Source organism: Desulfosporosinus nitroreducens, assembly GCF_023897015.1.
Taxonomy (GTDB): Bacteria; Bacillota; Desulfitobacteriia; order Desulfitobacteriales; family Desulfitobacteriaceae; genus Desulfosporosinus; species Desulfosporosinus nitroreducens.
The window spans coordinates 76,366-92,778 of record NZ_JAMHFY010000012.1 but is presented as its reverse complement, the minus strand read 5'-3'; the positions used below and the strand labels follow the sequence as shown (position 1 = coordinate 92,778).

The 16,413-nt window shown below is 40.2% G+C and carries 16 protein-coding genes; 1 reads left to right on the top strand and 15 read right to left on the bottom strand.

Features of this window, described 5'->3' with window-relative positions:
• Positions 1 to 197: 197 nt before the first annotated feature.
• From M8E35_RS14345 to M8E35_RS14315, 7 genes are all read right to left on the bottom strand, one after another.
• Positions 198 to 956, bottom strand: a complete 759-nt coding sequence (locus M8E35_RS14345; protein WP_289710839.1) for an amino acid ABC transporter ATP-binding protein — start codon at positions 954 to 956, stop codon at positions 198 to 200.
• A 13-nt stretch (positions 957 to 969) separates the two neighbouring features.
• Positions 970 to 1,620: an amino acid ABC transporter permease gene (locus tag M8E35_RS14340; RefSeq protein WP_229246018.1), complete on the bottom strand. Its 651-nt coding sequence runs from the start codon at positions 1,618 to 1,620 to the stop codon at positions 970 to 972.
• A gap of 79 nt (positions 1,621 to 1,699) precedes the next feature.
• A complete protein-coding gene (locus tag M8E35_RS14335; protein WP_252469859.1) occupies positions 1,700 to 2,341 on the bottom strand; it encodes an amino acid ABC transporter permease in 642 nt (213 codons plus the stop codon).
• A gap of 206 nt (positions 2,342 to 2,547) precedes the next feature.
• Positions 2,548 to 3,375, bottom strand: coding sequence for an amino acid ABC transporter substrate-binding protein (locus M8E35_RS14330; RefSeq protein ID WP_252469858.1), 828 nt, complete (start codon positions 3,373 to 3,375; stop codon positions 2,548 to 2,550).
• Between the two features lie 936 nt (positions 3,376 to 4,311).
• On the bottom strand, positions 4,312 to 4,965 hold the full coding sequence (locus tag M8E35_RS14325; protein WP_252469857.1) for a flavodoxin family protein: 654 nt from the start codon (positions 4,963 to 4,965) through the stop codon (positions 4,312 to 4,314).
• Positions 4,966 to 5,062: 97 nt separating this feature from the next.
• Positions 5,063 to 5,746 (bottom strand): class I SAM-dependent methyltransferase, encoded by a 684-nt coding sequence (locus M8E35_RS14320; protein WP_252469856.1) that lies wholly within the window; start codon positions 5,744 to 5,746, stop codon positions 5,063 to 5,065.
• A 115-nt stretch (positions 5,747 to 5,861) separates the two neighbouring features.
• Positions 5,862 to 6,689, bottom strand: a complete 828-nt coding sequence (locus M8E35_RS14315; protein WP_289710838.1) for a lipid II flippase Amj family protein — start codon at positions 6,687 to 6,689, stop codon at positions 5,862 to 5,864.
• Positions 6,690 to 7,111: 422 nt separating this feature from the next.
• Between M8E35_RS14315 and M8E35_RS14310 the strand changes: the two genes are divergently transcribed.
• Complete coding sequence (locus tag M8E35_RS14310) at positions 7,112 to 7,558, top strand: hypothetical protein (protein ID WP_252469854.1); 447 nt, start codon at positions 7,112 to 7,114, stop codon at positions 7,556 to 7,558.
• Positions 7,559 to 7,776: 218 nt separating this feature from the next.
• On the opposite strand, the gene M8E35_RS14305 is transcribed toward M8E35_RS14310, so the two are convergent.
• The 8 genes from M8E35_RS14305 to M8E35_RS14270 all read right to left on the bottom strand — a co-directional run bounded on the left by M8E35_RS14305 (position 7,777) and on the right by M8E35_RS14270 (position 16,285).
• On the bottom strand, positions 7,777 to 9,069 hold the full coding sequence (locus M8E35_RS14305) for a radical SAM/SPASM domain-containing protein (RefSeq protein WP_252469853.1): 1,293 nt from the start codon (positions 9,067 to 9,069) through the stop codon (positions 7,777 to 7,779).
• A gap of 30 nt (positions 9,070 to 9,099) precedes the next feature.
• Complete coding sequence (locus M8E35_RS14300) at positions 9,100 to 10,137, bottom strand: NAD-dependent epimerase/dehydratase family protein (RefSeq protein ID WP_252469852.1); 1,038 nt, start codon at positions 10,135 to 10,137, stop codon at positions 9,100 to 9,102.
• Positions 10,130 to 11,479: a beta-ketoacyl-[acyl-carrier-protein] synthase family protein gene (locus M8E35_RS14295; RefSeq protein WP_252469851.1), complete on the bottom strand. Its 1,350-nt coding sequence runs from the start codon at positions 11,477 to 11,479 to the stop codon at positions 10,130 to 10,132. Before M8E35_RS14295 ends, M8E35_RS14300 begins: the two co-directional genes overlap by 8 nt.
• Before the next feature lie 49 nt (positions 11,480 to 11,528).
• Entirely contained in the window at positions 11,529 to 12,560 is a 1,032-nt protein-coding gene (locus tag M8E35_RS14290; protein WP_252469850.1) for a thiamine-phosphate kinase, read from the bottom strand.
• Between the two features lie 20 nt (positions 12,561 to 12,580).
• Positions 12,581 to 13,546, bottom strand: a complete 966-nt coding sequence (locus tag M8E35_RS14285; RefSeq protein WP_252469848.1) for a diacylglycerol/lipid kinase family protein — start codon at positions 13,544 to 13,546, stop codon at positions 12,581 to 12,583.
• Positions 13,543 to 14,718 (bottom strand): aminotransferase class I/II-fold pyridoxal phosphate-dependent enzyme, encoded by a 1,176-nt coding sequence (locus M8E35_RS14280; RefSeq protein ID WP_252469846.1) that lies wholly within the window; start codon positions 14,716 to 14,718, stop codon positions 13,543 to 13,545. Before M8E35_RS14280 ends, M8E35_RS14285 begins: the two co-directional genes overlap by 4 nt.
• Before the next feature lie 48 nt (positions 14,719 to 14,766).
• Positions 14,767 to 15,015: an acyl carrier protein gene (locus M8E35_RS14275; RefSeq protein WP_252469844.1), complete on the bottom strand. Its 249-nt coding sequence runs from the start codon at positions 15,013 to 15,015 to the stop codon at positions 14,767 to 14,769.
• Positions 15,016 to 15,079: 64 nt separating this feature from the next.
• A complete protein-coding gene (locus tag M8E35_RS14270) occupies positions 15,080 to 16,285 on the bottom strand; it encodes an NADH:flavin oxidoreductase (protein WP_252469842.1) in 1,206 nt (401 codons plus the stop codon).
• Between the last annotated feature and the right edge of the window lie 128 nt (positions 16,286 to 16,413).

Here is a 16,413-nt window from a genome sequence, read left to right as displayed (position 1 = left end):
TGAGATTTAATCTATTCCAGAAGTCCACCGGGGGTAGGTTTATAAAGTCAAAGATAAAAAGGCGATTGGTTAAACCAATCGCTGCTAATTATTTATAAAATTCTGCTTCTAATTCTAAAAGGCGAGGTTTTTTTTACTCGTTTAATAAAAGAATATTATTTCTATTGTTTAGTTTCGCCTGATATTGATCCAATCTTTTACAGCATCTTTTCCAAAAAGGTTTTAATTCTGGGATGACGAGGACTATCAAAAAAGTCAATTGGGTTACTATCCTCCAGAATTTTACCATCATCCATAAAAATCACTCGGTCGGAGATTTCTTTGGCAAATCCCATTTCATGAGTAACGATCAACATGGTCATATGCTCCTGGGCCAAATTTTTAATAACACTTAGGACTTCTCCTATTAGCTCAGGGTCTAAAGCTGATGTCGGTTCATCAAACAGCATAATGTCAGGGTTCATAGCTAATGCTCGTGCGATTGCTACCCGCTGTTTTTGTCCCCCGGATAACTTAGAGGGAAAGGCATCTTTTTTTTCCAGTAAACCCACCTTTGCCAATTGCTTCTCAGCAATTTTTAAAGCATCATCTTTAGCTGCCTTGTTGACAAGCATAGGCGCTTCTATCACATTACCCAGTGCTGTCATATGCGGGAAAAGGTTAAAGCTTTGAAACACCATACCCATTTTCCGGTAGGCAGTCCTAACTTCCTGAGGAGTAGCAACAACCTTTCCTTCTTTATCTCCTGCAGCCTCAACTACAATGCCTTCTATCTCGACAATACCCTGGTCTATCTTTTCTAATTGATTCATACATCGGAGCAAGGTGCTTTTTCCTGAGCCACTGGGGCCAATAATTGAAATAATTTCCCCTTTATTGACTTCTAAGGACACGCCTTTAAGAACATGCAGTTTACCAAAATATTTATGAATATTACTCATCCGTATCATCGTCATTCTCTCAACTCTCCTATTCATAAATCGAATATTTCTTCTCTAATGTGCTAAATAATCTAACAAGAACAGAAGAGATAATTAGGTACAGAACAAAAGCCACGATAAATGGCGTGATATTAAAATCCCTGGTGAAGATCTGGGTAGCTATCCGTAAAAGATCAGGCATTCCTATAACTGCAAGCAGTGCCGTTTCCTTTACCAAATTAACAGCCTCACTGCAGGTAGGGGGTAAAACTCTTCTCACAGTTTGGGGAATAATGATCCGGCGCATCGTTTGGGAATAAGTCATTCCTAAAGCCTTAGCTGCTTCATATTGACCTTTGTCTATGGATTCTATACCTCCTCTGAAAATTTCCGTTAGATAAGCCCCAGAATTCAGGGTATAGGTAATAGTTGCCGCAGCAAAAGGTGACAGTCTAATACCGATGATGGGTAATCCATAAAACATGAAGAATAATTGCAAAAGCAAAGGCGTGCCTCTCCAGATCCATGTATATAAATATAAAATCTTAGTGATTATCTTCGGACCTTTCACTTTGCCAATAGCTGCTAAAAGTCCTACAGGCAATGCAAATATTAAGGTAGCTATATAAATCTTAGCAGTTAACTTCAATCCTGATGCAATAAACGGAAGTATACTTAGAACATATTCCATATGATCCATTATCGTCTCTTATCCCTTCGTTTGCCTTAAATTCGACCGTTTAATAATTTATATTATAGCCCCATACAGCAATGGCTTATTATTCGTAAATAGAATATTTCTTCTCTAATCTGCTAAAGACTTGAAGCAAAATGGAAGAGATAATCAGGTAAAAAACAAAAGCAACAAAAAAAGCAGTAATTTTAAAATCGGATGTCACCACTTCTTTGGCTGAGCGCAATAAATCGCCCATACCAATCGCGGCAACGAGCGCAGTATCTTTAAAGGTAAGGATTGCCTCATTACAGGTAGCAGGCAACACTCGTCTAATCGTCTGGGGAATAATAATCCGCCGCATCGTCTGAAAATAAGTCAGTCCTAAAGCCTTAGCTGCTTCATACTGCCCTTTGTCAATGGATTCAATACCTGCCCGGATAATTTCTGTTTCATAAGCGGCTACATTTAAAACAAACGCAATGATTACTGCAACAAATGGCGGTAAATTAATACCAAAGTAAGGTAAGCCAAAGTAAATAAAAAATAATTGGAGCAACAAGGGGGTGCCTCGCCATATCCAGGTATATAAGTATAAGATCTTTTTAAGGATTGGGGGGCCTGATACTTTACCGATCGCAGCCAAAATAGCTAGAGGAAAGATCAAAATAATTACAATTCCATAAATCGTTAGGGATAGCTTTAAACCCTTTAAAAGAACGGGTAATATTGTTAGAACATAATCCATCGTTTTCTCTAATCCCCTTATGAATGTCTTTAATACCCCTTAAACGAAGGCTTAGGAAAATACTCTGTTAAAAAACTTGTCCAGTGCTAAGCATTCTGTGGAAACAAGGAATAGGAAGAGATCGTTAACTTCCTATTCCTTTTAATCCATCTCAGACTCCCTCACCGAGTTTCGATGTAAGTTTATTCGATTGAAGGTGTTCAATCTTACTTAATGATATTTGATCCAAACCATTGATTACTGATTTTGGCAGCAGTCCCGTCAGCCTTCATTTCGTTGAGAACTCGATTTAGTTCAGCAAGGAAGGCTTTATCTTCCATGCGTACACCTACACCATAAGGCTCTTTGTCAAAATCGCCTTCTTCTGCTGTGAGAATATAATATTTGTCTGCAGTTTTTTCTGTAGTAATCAGGTAACGGGCGTTCATTTCATTCGTTACTACAGCGTCAATGCGACCAGCCTCTAAATCCATTAAGGCAACAGTCGGACTTTCAAACTTTCTGATTTCCTTAAGTTTAGAAGAAATCGGATCTTTAGCAACAGCTTCTTCCGCAGTGCTGCCTAATTGAAGTCCAATAGTTTTTCCATCTAAATTCGCCTTGGACTTAATTGGTGAACCGGACTTTACAACGATAATATTCCGATCCTCCATATAACTTTCCGTAAACCCGATTTCCAGCTGTCTTTCAGGAGTGATGCCTAGAGCGTTCCAGATGAGATCTATTTCCCCACTTTTTAGATTCAAGAGAACTCCATCCCATTGTACTGGTTTGAATACAGCTTTAACACCTAAACGCTTGGCTGCTTCTTTAGCTAAATCAATATCAACGCCAACCAACTCTCCCGCTTTATCACGGAAGCCTGCTGGCGGGTAATTGTCATCCAGACCAACGACGAATTCCCCTTTTTCCTTAATTTTATTCCAGGATTGATCACCTGTTTGGTTCTTGTCTGTAGACTTCTGACCGCAGCCTGCTACTAAAAGAGCAACTGTACAGATAGCCACAAATAGTGTTAACCATCTTCTTTTCATCTTTACTATCCTTCCCTTCACTAATACATATAGTCTTTAAAGAACCCACTTTTTTTAAAAATTATGTTTCTGTAACCTTCAATAAATAAGTGCAATTTTAACACAATACTTATATCAATGGCATCCCTCCTACCATTACTACTATACACGAATACACACCATTTTGGCTAGGTCTTAGACGTCTGTGCCTGATTAGATTCTGTAATCCGCAGTCTGTGATATATATCAATTTAGAATCCACCTTACTGCAGTTAGCACGGTTAGATTGGTTAAAATTGCCAAGAATAAAATAAGACTCCAAAAGCCATAATATGTTCATAAGGGTACGTAATGGTTGAGCCAAGATTTATATATGCTCTTTACCGGGTGTATATGGGTCGGCCAAAGATTATCTTCAGGTGATAAAACGCTTGTATATAGTCGGAGGGAAGATCTTTTAGTGGTGGGGAGAAGCTTTAGGGCAGTCTCTTAGATTGTTTTAGGGTTCTAACTTATCCTAAAGGGTCGAGCTAAGATTTTGCCGGGTGTTGAGTTTCTTACGCAACCATATGTCGCATGATATATGCATGTGTAAGAATTTCGGTTATATGCAGCCGTGAGGTTGTATATAGCTGGGTAGATATCTTGTAAGGTCGAACGAATCATTATTATGGGTGGTAACTTGCTTGATTATGGTCGGAAGATCCTAGTTAGGTAATCAGCGATCTATATTGGTGTTAGGTAGATCATTACGTGCTCTTATACTATAAATGTTAAGCCACTTCACAGTGGCTTTTTTGTATGTCTTTAGGCCCGTTTAGATACTTTTCCTTGCAAACGGGCCTTCTCGGCGCACCAGTGCACTTGGAGGACGCCCTTCAGGAACACATTAATTTTGTGTTTGAGTTCACTATTTTGTCTCTATTTATTGGGTTAATTAAATTTGTGTGTAATATTTTATTTTATAGTTTGTTGTGTTAATCTAACGCCCATATCAAAGGCTTTCTTACAATCATTTGGAAACTCTTCTTCTCTTCTCTTTGCTTTTGCTTGGGGATCAAACGCTGTGGCAACATATTTGGAATAATCATCAAACTGATAAGTATCGGTCACAGACAAGTATTCTGACATTCCAAAAATCCTCTCCAGAAACATGTCTGTAAGCTTAAAATGCTGATCATATCCCCGTTCTTTCAATCCGTCCATATTTAAACCCATTGTGTAAATGAAACCCGTTGGAATCTTCCTTTTGAAAAGAGTGGAATGACTCTCATCATACACCAGGTACGGAAATATCAACCTTTCCAGGAATGATCTCATCTCACCTGTAGTCGTTCCCAAATATATAGGGGAACCCAAGATGATCGCATCAGCTTCTTCTACTTTCTTTAGTATTGGCATCAGATCGTCCTTCATAGCGCACTTACCATAACTTTTACTGTCTTTCCTCTTACAGGAAAAACAACTGATGCAGCCTTTGTAATTAAGGGTATAAAGATGAATGAGTTCAGTCTCAGCTCCCTGAGTCGCTGCACCTTCAAGGGCCTTACTTAATAAAATCTCTGTATTCCAACCTTTTCTTGGGCTCCCGTTAAAAGCGATCACTTTCATACTCTGCTACCTCCCTCTATAAAAATCTCTTCAAGAAAATTATTTGTTCTACTCAAGTCTCTAAAACAACCATGTGCCCCTCTGATCTAAATAAAGATTATTTCCTTCCATATATAACTACGAAATTAAAATATTTGTAAACACAATCCACATCTGTGAAACCAATACCCTTCAACCAGTTTATCTGGTCATCTAATGTAGACATTTTATCTAATTTTACTCGCTCATAAGCCGAAAGAATTTCTTCTTTTGATAATCCGCTGTTCTCGACTTTATATTTCCAATCTCTTTTGTACAAGGATTCAATAAAGGGAGTTTCACCTAAAACTTGGTCTGCATTTATAAAGACACCATTTTCATTTAAGCACGCATAAATATTACGATATAACTGTTTCTTCTCGTCCCCTGTTAGATGGTGAATTGAAAGTGAGGAAATTATAACATCATATTTTTCATTAAATTTATAGTTGGTATAATCATCATTTATGTAAGTAACATTAAGGTTACCTTTAAACCTTACTTTGGCTACTTCTAACATTTTCTCAGATATATCTATCAAGGTTAGATTAGCGTTTGGGAACTTCTTTAAGATTAGAAAAGATAACAAACCCGTTCCTGCACCAACGTCTAATACATTAGGGTTATTATTATTAGCTTCGGCAAGAGAAATTGCTATTGAATAGAAATCATCAAAGCAAGGGATGAGTTTTTTCCTTTGTCCATCATACTGGCCGGAGTTTTCATCAAATTTTACTTTTACATCACTGCGTTCAATATCCATAGAGCACCTTCTTCACTTTTTCTGATAATATAACACTTTATAACACTTTTTTGGGTATTCTTAGTACGACCTACTTGGAAATTAGTTATCTTGACAGCCCCTAATATTAGGTAAATCAGCTGTAAAAATAAGCAATTACACGCGCTGCGGGCAAAAATAGCACCTGGCCTAGCAAAGTACCAACAACCTTTGAAGAAATAAGCAGCACCACTAGGGCCTTGACATCTCCATAAGGTCTCTTGCCTCTTAAGGCTTGATCAGTAATCATAGCTGCTTTTGGATCAATAAGAAGCGTTAGTAAAATTGCTGCAATCCCATTAATCATCCCAGATGACGCAATAACCTCAAGTCTAACATCCCCCGAAACCAATGTTGCCGCATAACTTGCTGAAAGAACGCCGATTGTATATATTCCTGTGACTAATGTATTTAAAATAATCAATCGCTTGGGAATTTCTCGATACCTTAATCTTTCTAACATTGTCTTGGAGGGTTTAGTGACATTTTTTACTATCCGTTTAATATTGTTTATCTGTAAGGCTTCAACAACAAGGGAAGGGACAGACCCCGTTACTTCTAAGCGGTTTACAGCTTTCTCAAAAATCCTTAGGAATGATGGAATTAAAATTACCCCCGCAAGAGTTCCGAATGTTGCAGCAAGAATTACTTTACGCATATCCATTATCGGATCTAATCCTCGTGTAATACTCAAAACAATGATACCCGCAATTAATGGGGCTAGAAAGGTATTTGCAGTACGCGACACAAGTGCGATGAGATTAAATAGAGAAAAGGATAACGCAACTTGCCCACTCTTAACAGAGTTCAACCTTACCGAATAGGCCAGGGTATCAACAAGGTGAATAATAGATGTTAGTATAATCAATATAACCAACGTTCTTTCCACTGCCCCACCATCCTTTCTCCGACCTGACGGTTTCATCTTACTCAGTAAACTAGAACTTCTAACGACTCTTTGACACCCATAATATTATACTAATATCTCTCTAACTCCAACACCTGTCTTAAACACAAAAACACAACCTCTACCAGAGGCTCAATTTTCAGGTCAGTCTCTCTGAGAATTCTATTCAGTTTGGCCAGTTCATTATGAACACACACCACCTAAGAGGTGGGTGCTTCCTGCTCTATAGGTACTGCAAATAACAACAGGAGATCAGAAATTCACCCCCTCCTAACGAGGTGGAAGAATTCTTTGTGAACGTAGGTTAAAATCCTTGTTTATGCTCTGAACATCCTCTTGGGAAGTCTGCTTAAACAGAATGGATCAGTTAACCCTTCGCTGACTGAGTCATCCATTAAAAATCAGGACATACTAATATTGTATGTCTTTTTGGAGGTAGAATGGATAGACCCGAATTAAATTCACCGGTCAGACGTTACAAGGCATATGTCGGTACACTTGGTACAACGCAACTATATTTAAGAAATCCTTTCATGGTCGCTTTTGCGTCTCTTGCTTTCCCAGGCATAGGCCATTTCATGTTAGACAAATACCTAAGGGGATATCTTTTGTTTGTTTGGGAACTGTATGTAAACTTTAATGCTCATATTAACCTTGCAATTCTATATTCCTTTATCGGCGAATTCCAAATGGCTAAGGACGTTCTCAATATAAATTGGGTACTGCTATATTTACCGACTCTTATTTTCTCCATTTGGGATTCCTATCGATCTGCAGTCGATCTCAATCATCAATATATCTTAGCAACCAGAGAAGATGCTGAAATCAGAGTATTTAACATAGACTCAATAGAAATTAAAGGCTACGGAGGTTGTGCTAATCATTGAGTGTAAAGAAACACAGGCAGAGATTGTAATGGACTTACTTTGGGAAAATCACGCTCTCGGTGTTAGAAAATTAGATTTAAATATTGCTTAAAAAACAAGATATCGTCAAACCTCAAGTCCATCCATAAAACTCATTTTCACCTATATTTCCAACCCTTTTCTTTCCTGCCTTCCCCAGTTCTGGGGAATATGCATATGACCAAATCGTTAGGTGCGGATTACTTCAAGCTCTCCAACCTATCATATAAATCCGTTCGCCTCCCCCGCTCCCAAGAACTATAGATCTGCTCCGAAAGCTCCGGGGTCAGTGGAAGGGAATTCAAGCTATTCTCATGATAAAGCCTATGAATCTCTTGCGAGCAATTTTCGCATAGATAACATTCCCCACCCCAAGCGAAACAATTACGCATTTTTTGATAGATATCTTCAAATCTATCCATCATGATATTGCCAAAGGAAATATTTAGAAATTCACAGGGTTGCAGGTCTCCCTTGGCATTGATATAAAATCTGTCTGTTCCTCCGGCAGTACAGCCAAAAACAGACTCATCTTCTTCTATTATCTGAGCCGATATGGCTGGATATTCTGCAAACTCTTCTTGTAAATTGTATCGGTTTACCTTTGCTTTGATATATTCAATGTCCTGCGGAGTAAATTCGAGGTCTTCTTTCTCTAGCCACCCTCCCGCAGGTTTGGGCTTTATAATTTGGATCAGACAAGCCTTAAAGTCCTTGGCTACCTCCATGATTTGTTCAAAAGTACCATTGTAAAAATCGTCTCGCATCAGGCATGTGTTAAAGGCGACCGCCAAATCCGCACCCTGACACATCTTAACCCCTGCCTCCATAGTATACCAAGCAGATTCTTTGCCCAAAAAGCCATTAAAAGAGTCTGCATGGGGGCTGTGCAGAGAAAACATGACTGCGGTCACATTTAGCTCCTTAAGTTCCGCAAGCCTCTCGTCTGTCATACCGGCTCCCGTAGAATTTATCCAGATTTCCGATCTGGAATCAATAGCTGAGCAAATCCTCTTTAGCCGTCCATAAGCAAAGAAGGGTTCTCCGCCCTCGATATTGAAGAAGGCAATCCCCATCTCCTGCAACCTCCTGACGATCCCTATCAGAGTTTCGATATCAACATCTTTGCCCCTGTCAAGCTTCTGATAACAGTGCTTGCAATGATAAGGACATGCGGATGTAATCGATAATAAGACCGTGGTACAGGGCATTCTTTCTTTAAATTGACTAAATTTCTGGCAGGCAGTGTAAAAAGCTGGAGATGGAAAACCGGGGATATACAAGCCTAAGCGAGTCTTATCCCCTATTTTTACAAATTTATTATGTCTCATCCTAGATACAAAAAGCAGAAGCCTTTTCATTAGAGCAATAAACCTTTTAAGGGAAAGTTCCCCTTTCCAGAGCGCTGGGAGAAAGTAAAAAAAAATGCTCATTTTTAATTTCAGATTAAATACTATTTTTCCCAGACCTGTAACATTGCTGACTTTTATCACAGGTTATCCCCCCATCTCAAGACTGACTTATTAAATCAGCCCTTGCTGTTTGTACCATAAAACCGTTCTTTTGACCCCTTCCTCTAGACTTATAGAGTTTCTAAAACCTAGGATTTGTCTGGCCTTTTTCACGGAAAACTCAATATTGTCGTAGAACATATTCACTCTTCCTCTGGTTAAGAGCGGAGGACTCGAAGATTTGAATAGACTGAATAGAAGTTCCATAAGGAAAGCAAGAGGGTAGATCAACCCCTTGGGAAGATTTCTAGGCTTTTTCAGCCCCGCCTCGGAACAGAACAACTCATAAATCTTGTCCATGTTTTCAGGATGCTCATTGCCGACTAGAATACAGTGTATGCCAGTCAGCTCTTTTGTATAAGCCAAGTAATAAGCTCTAGCTAAGTCTCCGGCATAGATGACATGAAATTTGTTCTGCTTTGCTCCTGGGACAAAGGGTATTCCTTCCTTGGCTGTTTTTAGGTATTCGTAAAAACCTGTGTTGAATTCCCTCTCTCCATAAACCCAAACAGGCTCTAAAATGGTTAGGTTCAGATCATGAGTTGCGGCAAAGGCTAAGGCCTCTTTTTTAGCCAGGGTTTTGGTATCACGATAGTAATTTAACTTGCAAGGAAAAAGACTGTCTCCAAAGTACTGGTAATGGGCATTATATGGAGATTGTTCATCCTTGACGATAAAGCAGTTTTCTTCTCCATAAACGGAATTGGACCCTGTCATGAGGACGTTTTTTATCCCAGCGCGAACACAGGCGGTTAAGACATTGACTGTACCTACTGAATTTGTCTGATAAAATTCCTCATAATCCCCCCAGTCAGCTACTTTTGCTGCATTATGAATAATCCAATCATAGCCGCTGAAAGCTCGTGTCAATTCCTCAACATTCCTGATATCCCCAGTCTTCAACTCTACGGACAGCCCCTCAAGGCTAGTCAGGTTGCTGTCATTTCTGATCAGACAACCAACTCTGACCTGATTATTACAAAACTCCCTAGTAAGGTGACTGCCAATAAATCCTGTCGCTCCTGTGATCATGACTCCATTCTTATTCATCTTCCAGGTACCTCTTGAAGAGAATTAAGGCATTATGTCCTCCAAAGCCGTAGGAAGCGGACAGTGCATATTCAATGGGAGTCTTAAGTGTCTCCATGGGAAGATTTAAATTTCCCATAGGTTCAGAGGTCAAATTACCATGGATTCTGGATTCTTTAATAGATAGAGCTGTTACCGCCGCCTCCAAAGCTCCACTGGCCCCGATGCTGTGCCCTAAGATTCCTTTGGTAGAATTTATAAATGGCTGGGTGCTTTTATCCCCAAAGATTCTTTGAATCACTCTGCTTTCTATGTCGTCATTTGTTGGAGTCGCTGTTCCATGAGCATTCAGATAGTCAACTTTTATCCCTCGGCAAATCTTTCCAAAAAGACTAGCTATATTATCCCCACTTGGATCCATTTGGACAATGCTGTAATTGTCACTACCCGCTTCATACCTAACAACCTCAGCATAAATTTCCGCCCCCCTGCTTCGAGCTCGTTCTAGCTCCTCTAAGACGAGAACACAGCCTGCCCCTTCGTTAAATAAAAATCCACTTCTTTGGTGAGAGAAAGGTTGGGGCCTCCCATCCTCTGCCCTCGTGAGCGTGGAGAGCATATCAAAGCCCCTCATTATTGCCCCGTTCTTTTCAGCCAAGGCCTCAACACCGCCCGTTAGACTCATATCACATCTGCCATCAGAAATTGTTCTGTATGCCTCACCAAGAGCATAACTTCCTGAAGCGCAGGAAGCATTGAGAGTATAACTGAACCCTTTAAGTCCGAAGAGGATGGATATCCAGGCTGCAGGGGAATTTGTCATCAGCATGGGAATAACCATTCTATTGAATCTGGGTTTATTCGGGTTTGAGTTCGTATTCAGACTTTGGTCAGGGTCAGAGTTAGGACTAGATTCTAAAGTTGAGCGAGGCTCAGATGCCGACACCCTCGAATCGGCGATATGAGCAGTATAAGAATCGAAGGCTGTCTGCAGGCTGCTCATTCCAATCCCGATAATGGTGCCACAGTTTTGCAGACCCTCAACTTGCATATATTTATCTCCGTTGCTTATCTTAAACCCAGCATCCTGCAAAGCAAGCATAGTACATAAAACAGAAATTCTGGAGACCTCTTCCATCATCCCTTCCACCGATTTATGGAATCCTAAATCGGTGAGAGAGAATTTTGGTTTAGGTACGAAGTAACGAGATTTAAACATATAGTTTTGTTCATAGCTTTTGGGGATCTTTGCCAGGCATGTTTTCAGACCGAAAATGCCTGCGGAGAAATCCTTTTTTCCAATCCCTATGGCCGTGGCCGGACCTATCCCTGTAATAACAACTCTTCGTTTCACACAAGCCATCTCCTATTAATCGAGGTTCGAGCATCAAAGCTATTAGAACCGACTTTTATCAACTTTTATTCCGCTCTGCTTCATTGGGTCTAGTAAGAAAGTTCGCGACATTCCGCAAATAGTCTCTCGGATCTTTCCAGTCCCTGGCACGTAAAGTGTAAGTTCTTAAATCGATCTCTCGTGCTTTTTCCCAGAGTGATTTAATACCCGGGTCTTTTACTTCTCCGATTTTATAAAATGTCAGCTTCTTCTTCAGTGCTTCTTCTAAAAAATCGTCTTCAGCTTCTTTACCAAGGGTAAAGAGTAATTCATACTCTCCGCATTCTCCCAAAAAGAGCATTTCTTTAGGAAGGTTAAGAGTTTTTGCCAATAATAATCCGCTCTTTACATAGGGCAGGCTCCCAATGACAAAACCTGTCCCACTCATCTCAGAAATTGAGCCTAAAGCATTAAAAACCCCATCGCTAGTATCAATGCAGCAACGGCTGTATCGCTTAATGACCTCGGCCTCTTTGCTTCTCAACTGGAAGGAATTTTTCCATCGCCCCGCTAGATGTTTGACTAATAAGTTTTGCTCATACAGTTTGAGCGTAGCTTCCACATTCCCTCTGCCAATTGGCCCGGTAAGAAAAATCCCGTCCCCAACCTTGGCCCCACTCCTTAACATGGCCTGTCCCTCTAGATCCCCTATGACCGAACCGGTATATCTCCAGGTCTTAGAGATTCCAAAATCTCCACCGATAAAGGTTGCCCCCACTTTCTTCAGGACCTGGGCAACTCCAAGAGATAGTTTTTCAACATAGTCCTTCGTCCAAGAGTCTCGGATAACCATGCTATGGGCATAGAACTTTGGGCTGCCCCCTGAAGCCAGAATGTCACTAATACTGCCTGTTGCCATATTCCAACCCAGCATATAAGGGTCATCTTCTCTCAACAAGTCTTCTTCAGAAAATTCGTCGATATTATAAAGAAGACTCTTACCGTGAAAAGCAACGATTTCCGAGTCTGATTCAAAGAGATTATTAACTTGGCTGGTACTCCTGGGCATATGTCTATTAATTACTTCGATTATTTCTTGTTCTCTATTCATCATCAACCTTCTTACATATTTTATCTTATTACGTCTAAAGGGTCCTGAGCTGGCTCAATCACGCAAGGCAAAAATCCTCTTGGATCACCGTCAAACTCCAATTCATTATTTCTGTTGCTTCCGTACACTTCGATTTTCCGAGCATATTGCAAGGACATTGTGTTGTTATTTGCAAACTCCTTTGCACAGTATAACTTTCTCAATACGCTGAGCAAATTAGCATAACCAATGTTTTTAATGGTTAGGGCATAAAATCGATGCTCTCTTAAAGTAAGCTTGTTTTTCACCTTAATCCCCGAAGCTATATAGGTGGTTTTTCCCACAAATATATTGTAAACCTTCTTATAGACTTGGTTTTTCCCGTCAATACAGAGCGCATAGTTGACAGGCCGATAACTAAACAAAGTCTTGATCAAGGATACCAACGTCCCTGCAAAATCCCCGATAGAGTCTCTGATCCCACTGTTTGCTCCCCTAGCCACCGAAGCTCCGATTCCGATATTAGCACAGCAGGCAAAATAACTGGTTTGCAGATTTTCATGAGTCATGCCAAGCGGACGATCATCCAACCTCTTGTCATACTCACCAATATAAGAAATCTTACCTATCGGTATCTCAATATACTTCCCCTTAAGAACTGCGTTCAGAGCTTGATCGATTTCCAGCGGCAAATCGTAACTCTTGCAAAAATCCGGACTGGTGCCAGTATGAATAACTGCCAGCCTAGAATTAGAAATTCTTTTGCCCATAGAATCATAAAACCCATTGATTATCCTGTTAATCGTTCCGTCTCCTCCCACAGCGACAATGACATCATAGCCATTTTTATTTCCTTCTTTAGAAAAGGTGTATGCATCTTCAAGGGTCTTGGTCAACTTATAGTCAAACTTCACCTGCTTATTATGTAGAAAAGCAAAAATCTCTTCAAACTTTGCTTTACTTTTCCCACCCTTGGAACCCGGGTTTAATATGAACAAATATCTCATGAAAGGCCTATCCTTTTGATAATCGCGACGGCTTCATCTACAGTATCTTGGGATAGGCTTGCACTGGCAATCAACCTAACTCGTCCTTCATTGATAGGAACAGCAGGTTCAATGAAGGGTGTAGAGAGAATCCCCTTTTCATACAGCTTTTGGTTAAGAATAAATGTCGCTTCTTTACTGCCAGTTTGAATAGAATTGATGGGTGCCTTACTATATATTACCTTAAATTCGCCTTCAAGAAGAGCTTCATAAATTTGTCGTTGCTTGTTAATCAGCTTTTCCTTGATTCCGCTAAACTCAGAATGAATAATATCCAGAACTGAACTAATACCTGCCAGGACTGCCGGGGTAAGGGCTGTAGAGTAAACCAGGTGGGAGCAATAGTATTTGAGATAGTTTATCAGCTTTTTTTCCCCACTGATCATTCCACCGGAATTTGCAATTGCTTTTCCTAAGGAGGCGGTATAAATTCCTCTGTACCCTGCTATCCTCTGCTCTTCGAGTATACCTCGGCCTGATTTTCCCAACACCCCTATACCATGTGAATCATCGATTATTGGCATGGCCTCGTATTTTTCACACAGCTGGACGATCTCTTTAAAGGGGGCAATACTGCCCTCTGTGGAAAAAACAGACTCTGTCACAACGAAGACCTGCCTATAACCAATTGATCGCTGCAAGATCCCTTCTAAGTGCTCTAAATTATTATGCAGAAAGGGTCTGATTTTACTTCCTGTCGATTTAATTCCTTCAATCAAAGACGAATGAACTAACCGATCGACTACAATCAGGTCTTTGGGACCGGCAATACAGTTAAATAGCCCATTATTAGCTTGGTAACACGAGGGTAAAATAATGGTCTCTTCCAGCCCAACAAAGTGCGACAACTTTTTCTCCAGTCGTTGGAATAAATCGATATATCCAGTCGCGATTGGAGTACCGCAAAGGGAAACTCCATATTTTTTAATGGCTTCCATCGCAGCCTGCTTTACCCTGTTGTCAGCAGCCAGGCCCAAGTAGTTATTCGAAGCCAGGTCAATCATTTCATGTCCGTTTACCAAAATTCTAGCATTCAGACCCGAGTCTATCTTCTGGTAATAAGGGTTATACCCCATGACTTCGGCAAGGCTCTCATCCACACTTAACCTGCTGTAAAAATCTCTCAGATCCATGTTTCCTCCTAGTGAATGAATTCTTTGATCCAAATCGTGAAAGTCCACTTACAAATGGGAGTGGGTACCCTCGAAAAACCCTCTAGCTTTGAGTTTCATTACAATATCGTTTATGGTAACCACATCAGCAAAATCGTCTTCGGCAATAGTTATGGCAAATTCATCCTCCAAAGCCGAAAGAATCATTAGCTTGTCTAAAGAATCTACCCTTAGATCTTCTAGCAAATGACTGTCTAAGGTGATTACGGGACGTTTATCTAAAACGCTTTGGATAGTCATAATAATCCTGTCTTCCATTTTTATCTCAAATCTCCCTTCCTTCTCTAAACTAAAACCTAAATTTGATAGTTACAGTATAAAATTATCTCTTATAACACCTTGTCGGCTGGTCTGAATCACACATAACAGCACAAATATTGCAATTGACGCATTTGGAAGTATAACTCTCATCTCGCAGGAGTTTATCAACCAAATCCGGTTCACAAATTAACGGCCTGCACAAACTGATGAAATCTGCAAAGCCATTTTCCAGGCAGTTCCGCATATCTGCTCCCTTTCGGAAACCGCCAACACTCAGAATAGGAATGTCTGTCAATGCTTTGGCAATTTTAGCATAGTCAAGATTATAAGCCGACGTAAAGGGCTTAAGTTTTACCCTCATCAGGCAGTAAATAAGGCCATTATAAAGTAATCTAAGGATACTATTAATATTGTCACTGCTTTTAAAGACAGGGTTGTGCTTTAGGATCACTTTAAGAGGGATATCTCCACGAAAGATATTTAACGCATTATCCATTGTCCCATAACTAATCTCTATACCATCCACTTTTTGTTCATCTAGAAAGCCTATGAGGCTGGCAAACTGCTCGGTCGCAAACTTATTAAAATAATCATCGCTACCACTTACCTTAATCAATAGAGCAAAATCTTTACCGCACTTATTTCTGATTTCTTCAAGAACCAGCCCTAGGAATCTTGTGCCTATCTTACTATTATTACAAATTCCAAACTCATCATTTCTATTATTAATCGAGGGCAATATAAACTGGTGGATCAGGTAGCCATGGGCCGCGTGGATTTGTACTCCGTCGAATCCAGCAGCTTTGGCGTATCCAGCTGCTTTTCCAAATTGCTTAACCAGTGAATATACTTGTTCTGTGCTTAATTCCCGAGGAGTTCCTCCAAAATATAAAGACCTTTTATTGGATACCCCCCAGACATCTTGACTAGTTTCTTTTTTCCTGGTCTGCCTGCCGGTGTGAGCCAGTTGCATAAAAATCTTACAACCGTATTCGTGAACTCCCTCTGTAACAGGCAAAAAAAACTTAATCATTCCCTCACAGTCAATTCCGGCCTGGCCTGGTTGCATTGCTTTTCCTTCAGGAGAAATATAGGCAAACCCTGTAATGATCCCGCCCACGCCGCCTGAAGCCAACTGTTTATATAGATGTTCATATGCTTGTAAGGGATGGCCTTGGGAATCACACATTCCCTCAAAAGTTGCCGACCGTATGATCCTGTTTTTTAAACTACAGGGCCCAATTCTCGCTGGTTCAAACAGTTTCATTTAAAACCTCCATTTGCTTCGCAACCTTTTATCATTTCAGGCTTGTTGCATCAACGAGTTGCATTCTATGGGTTGCTGCTTCAGTGGGAGTATAAGTTCTCTTCGCTTCGAAACACTCTTAAAGGAGA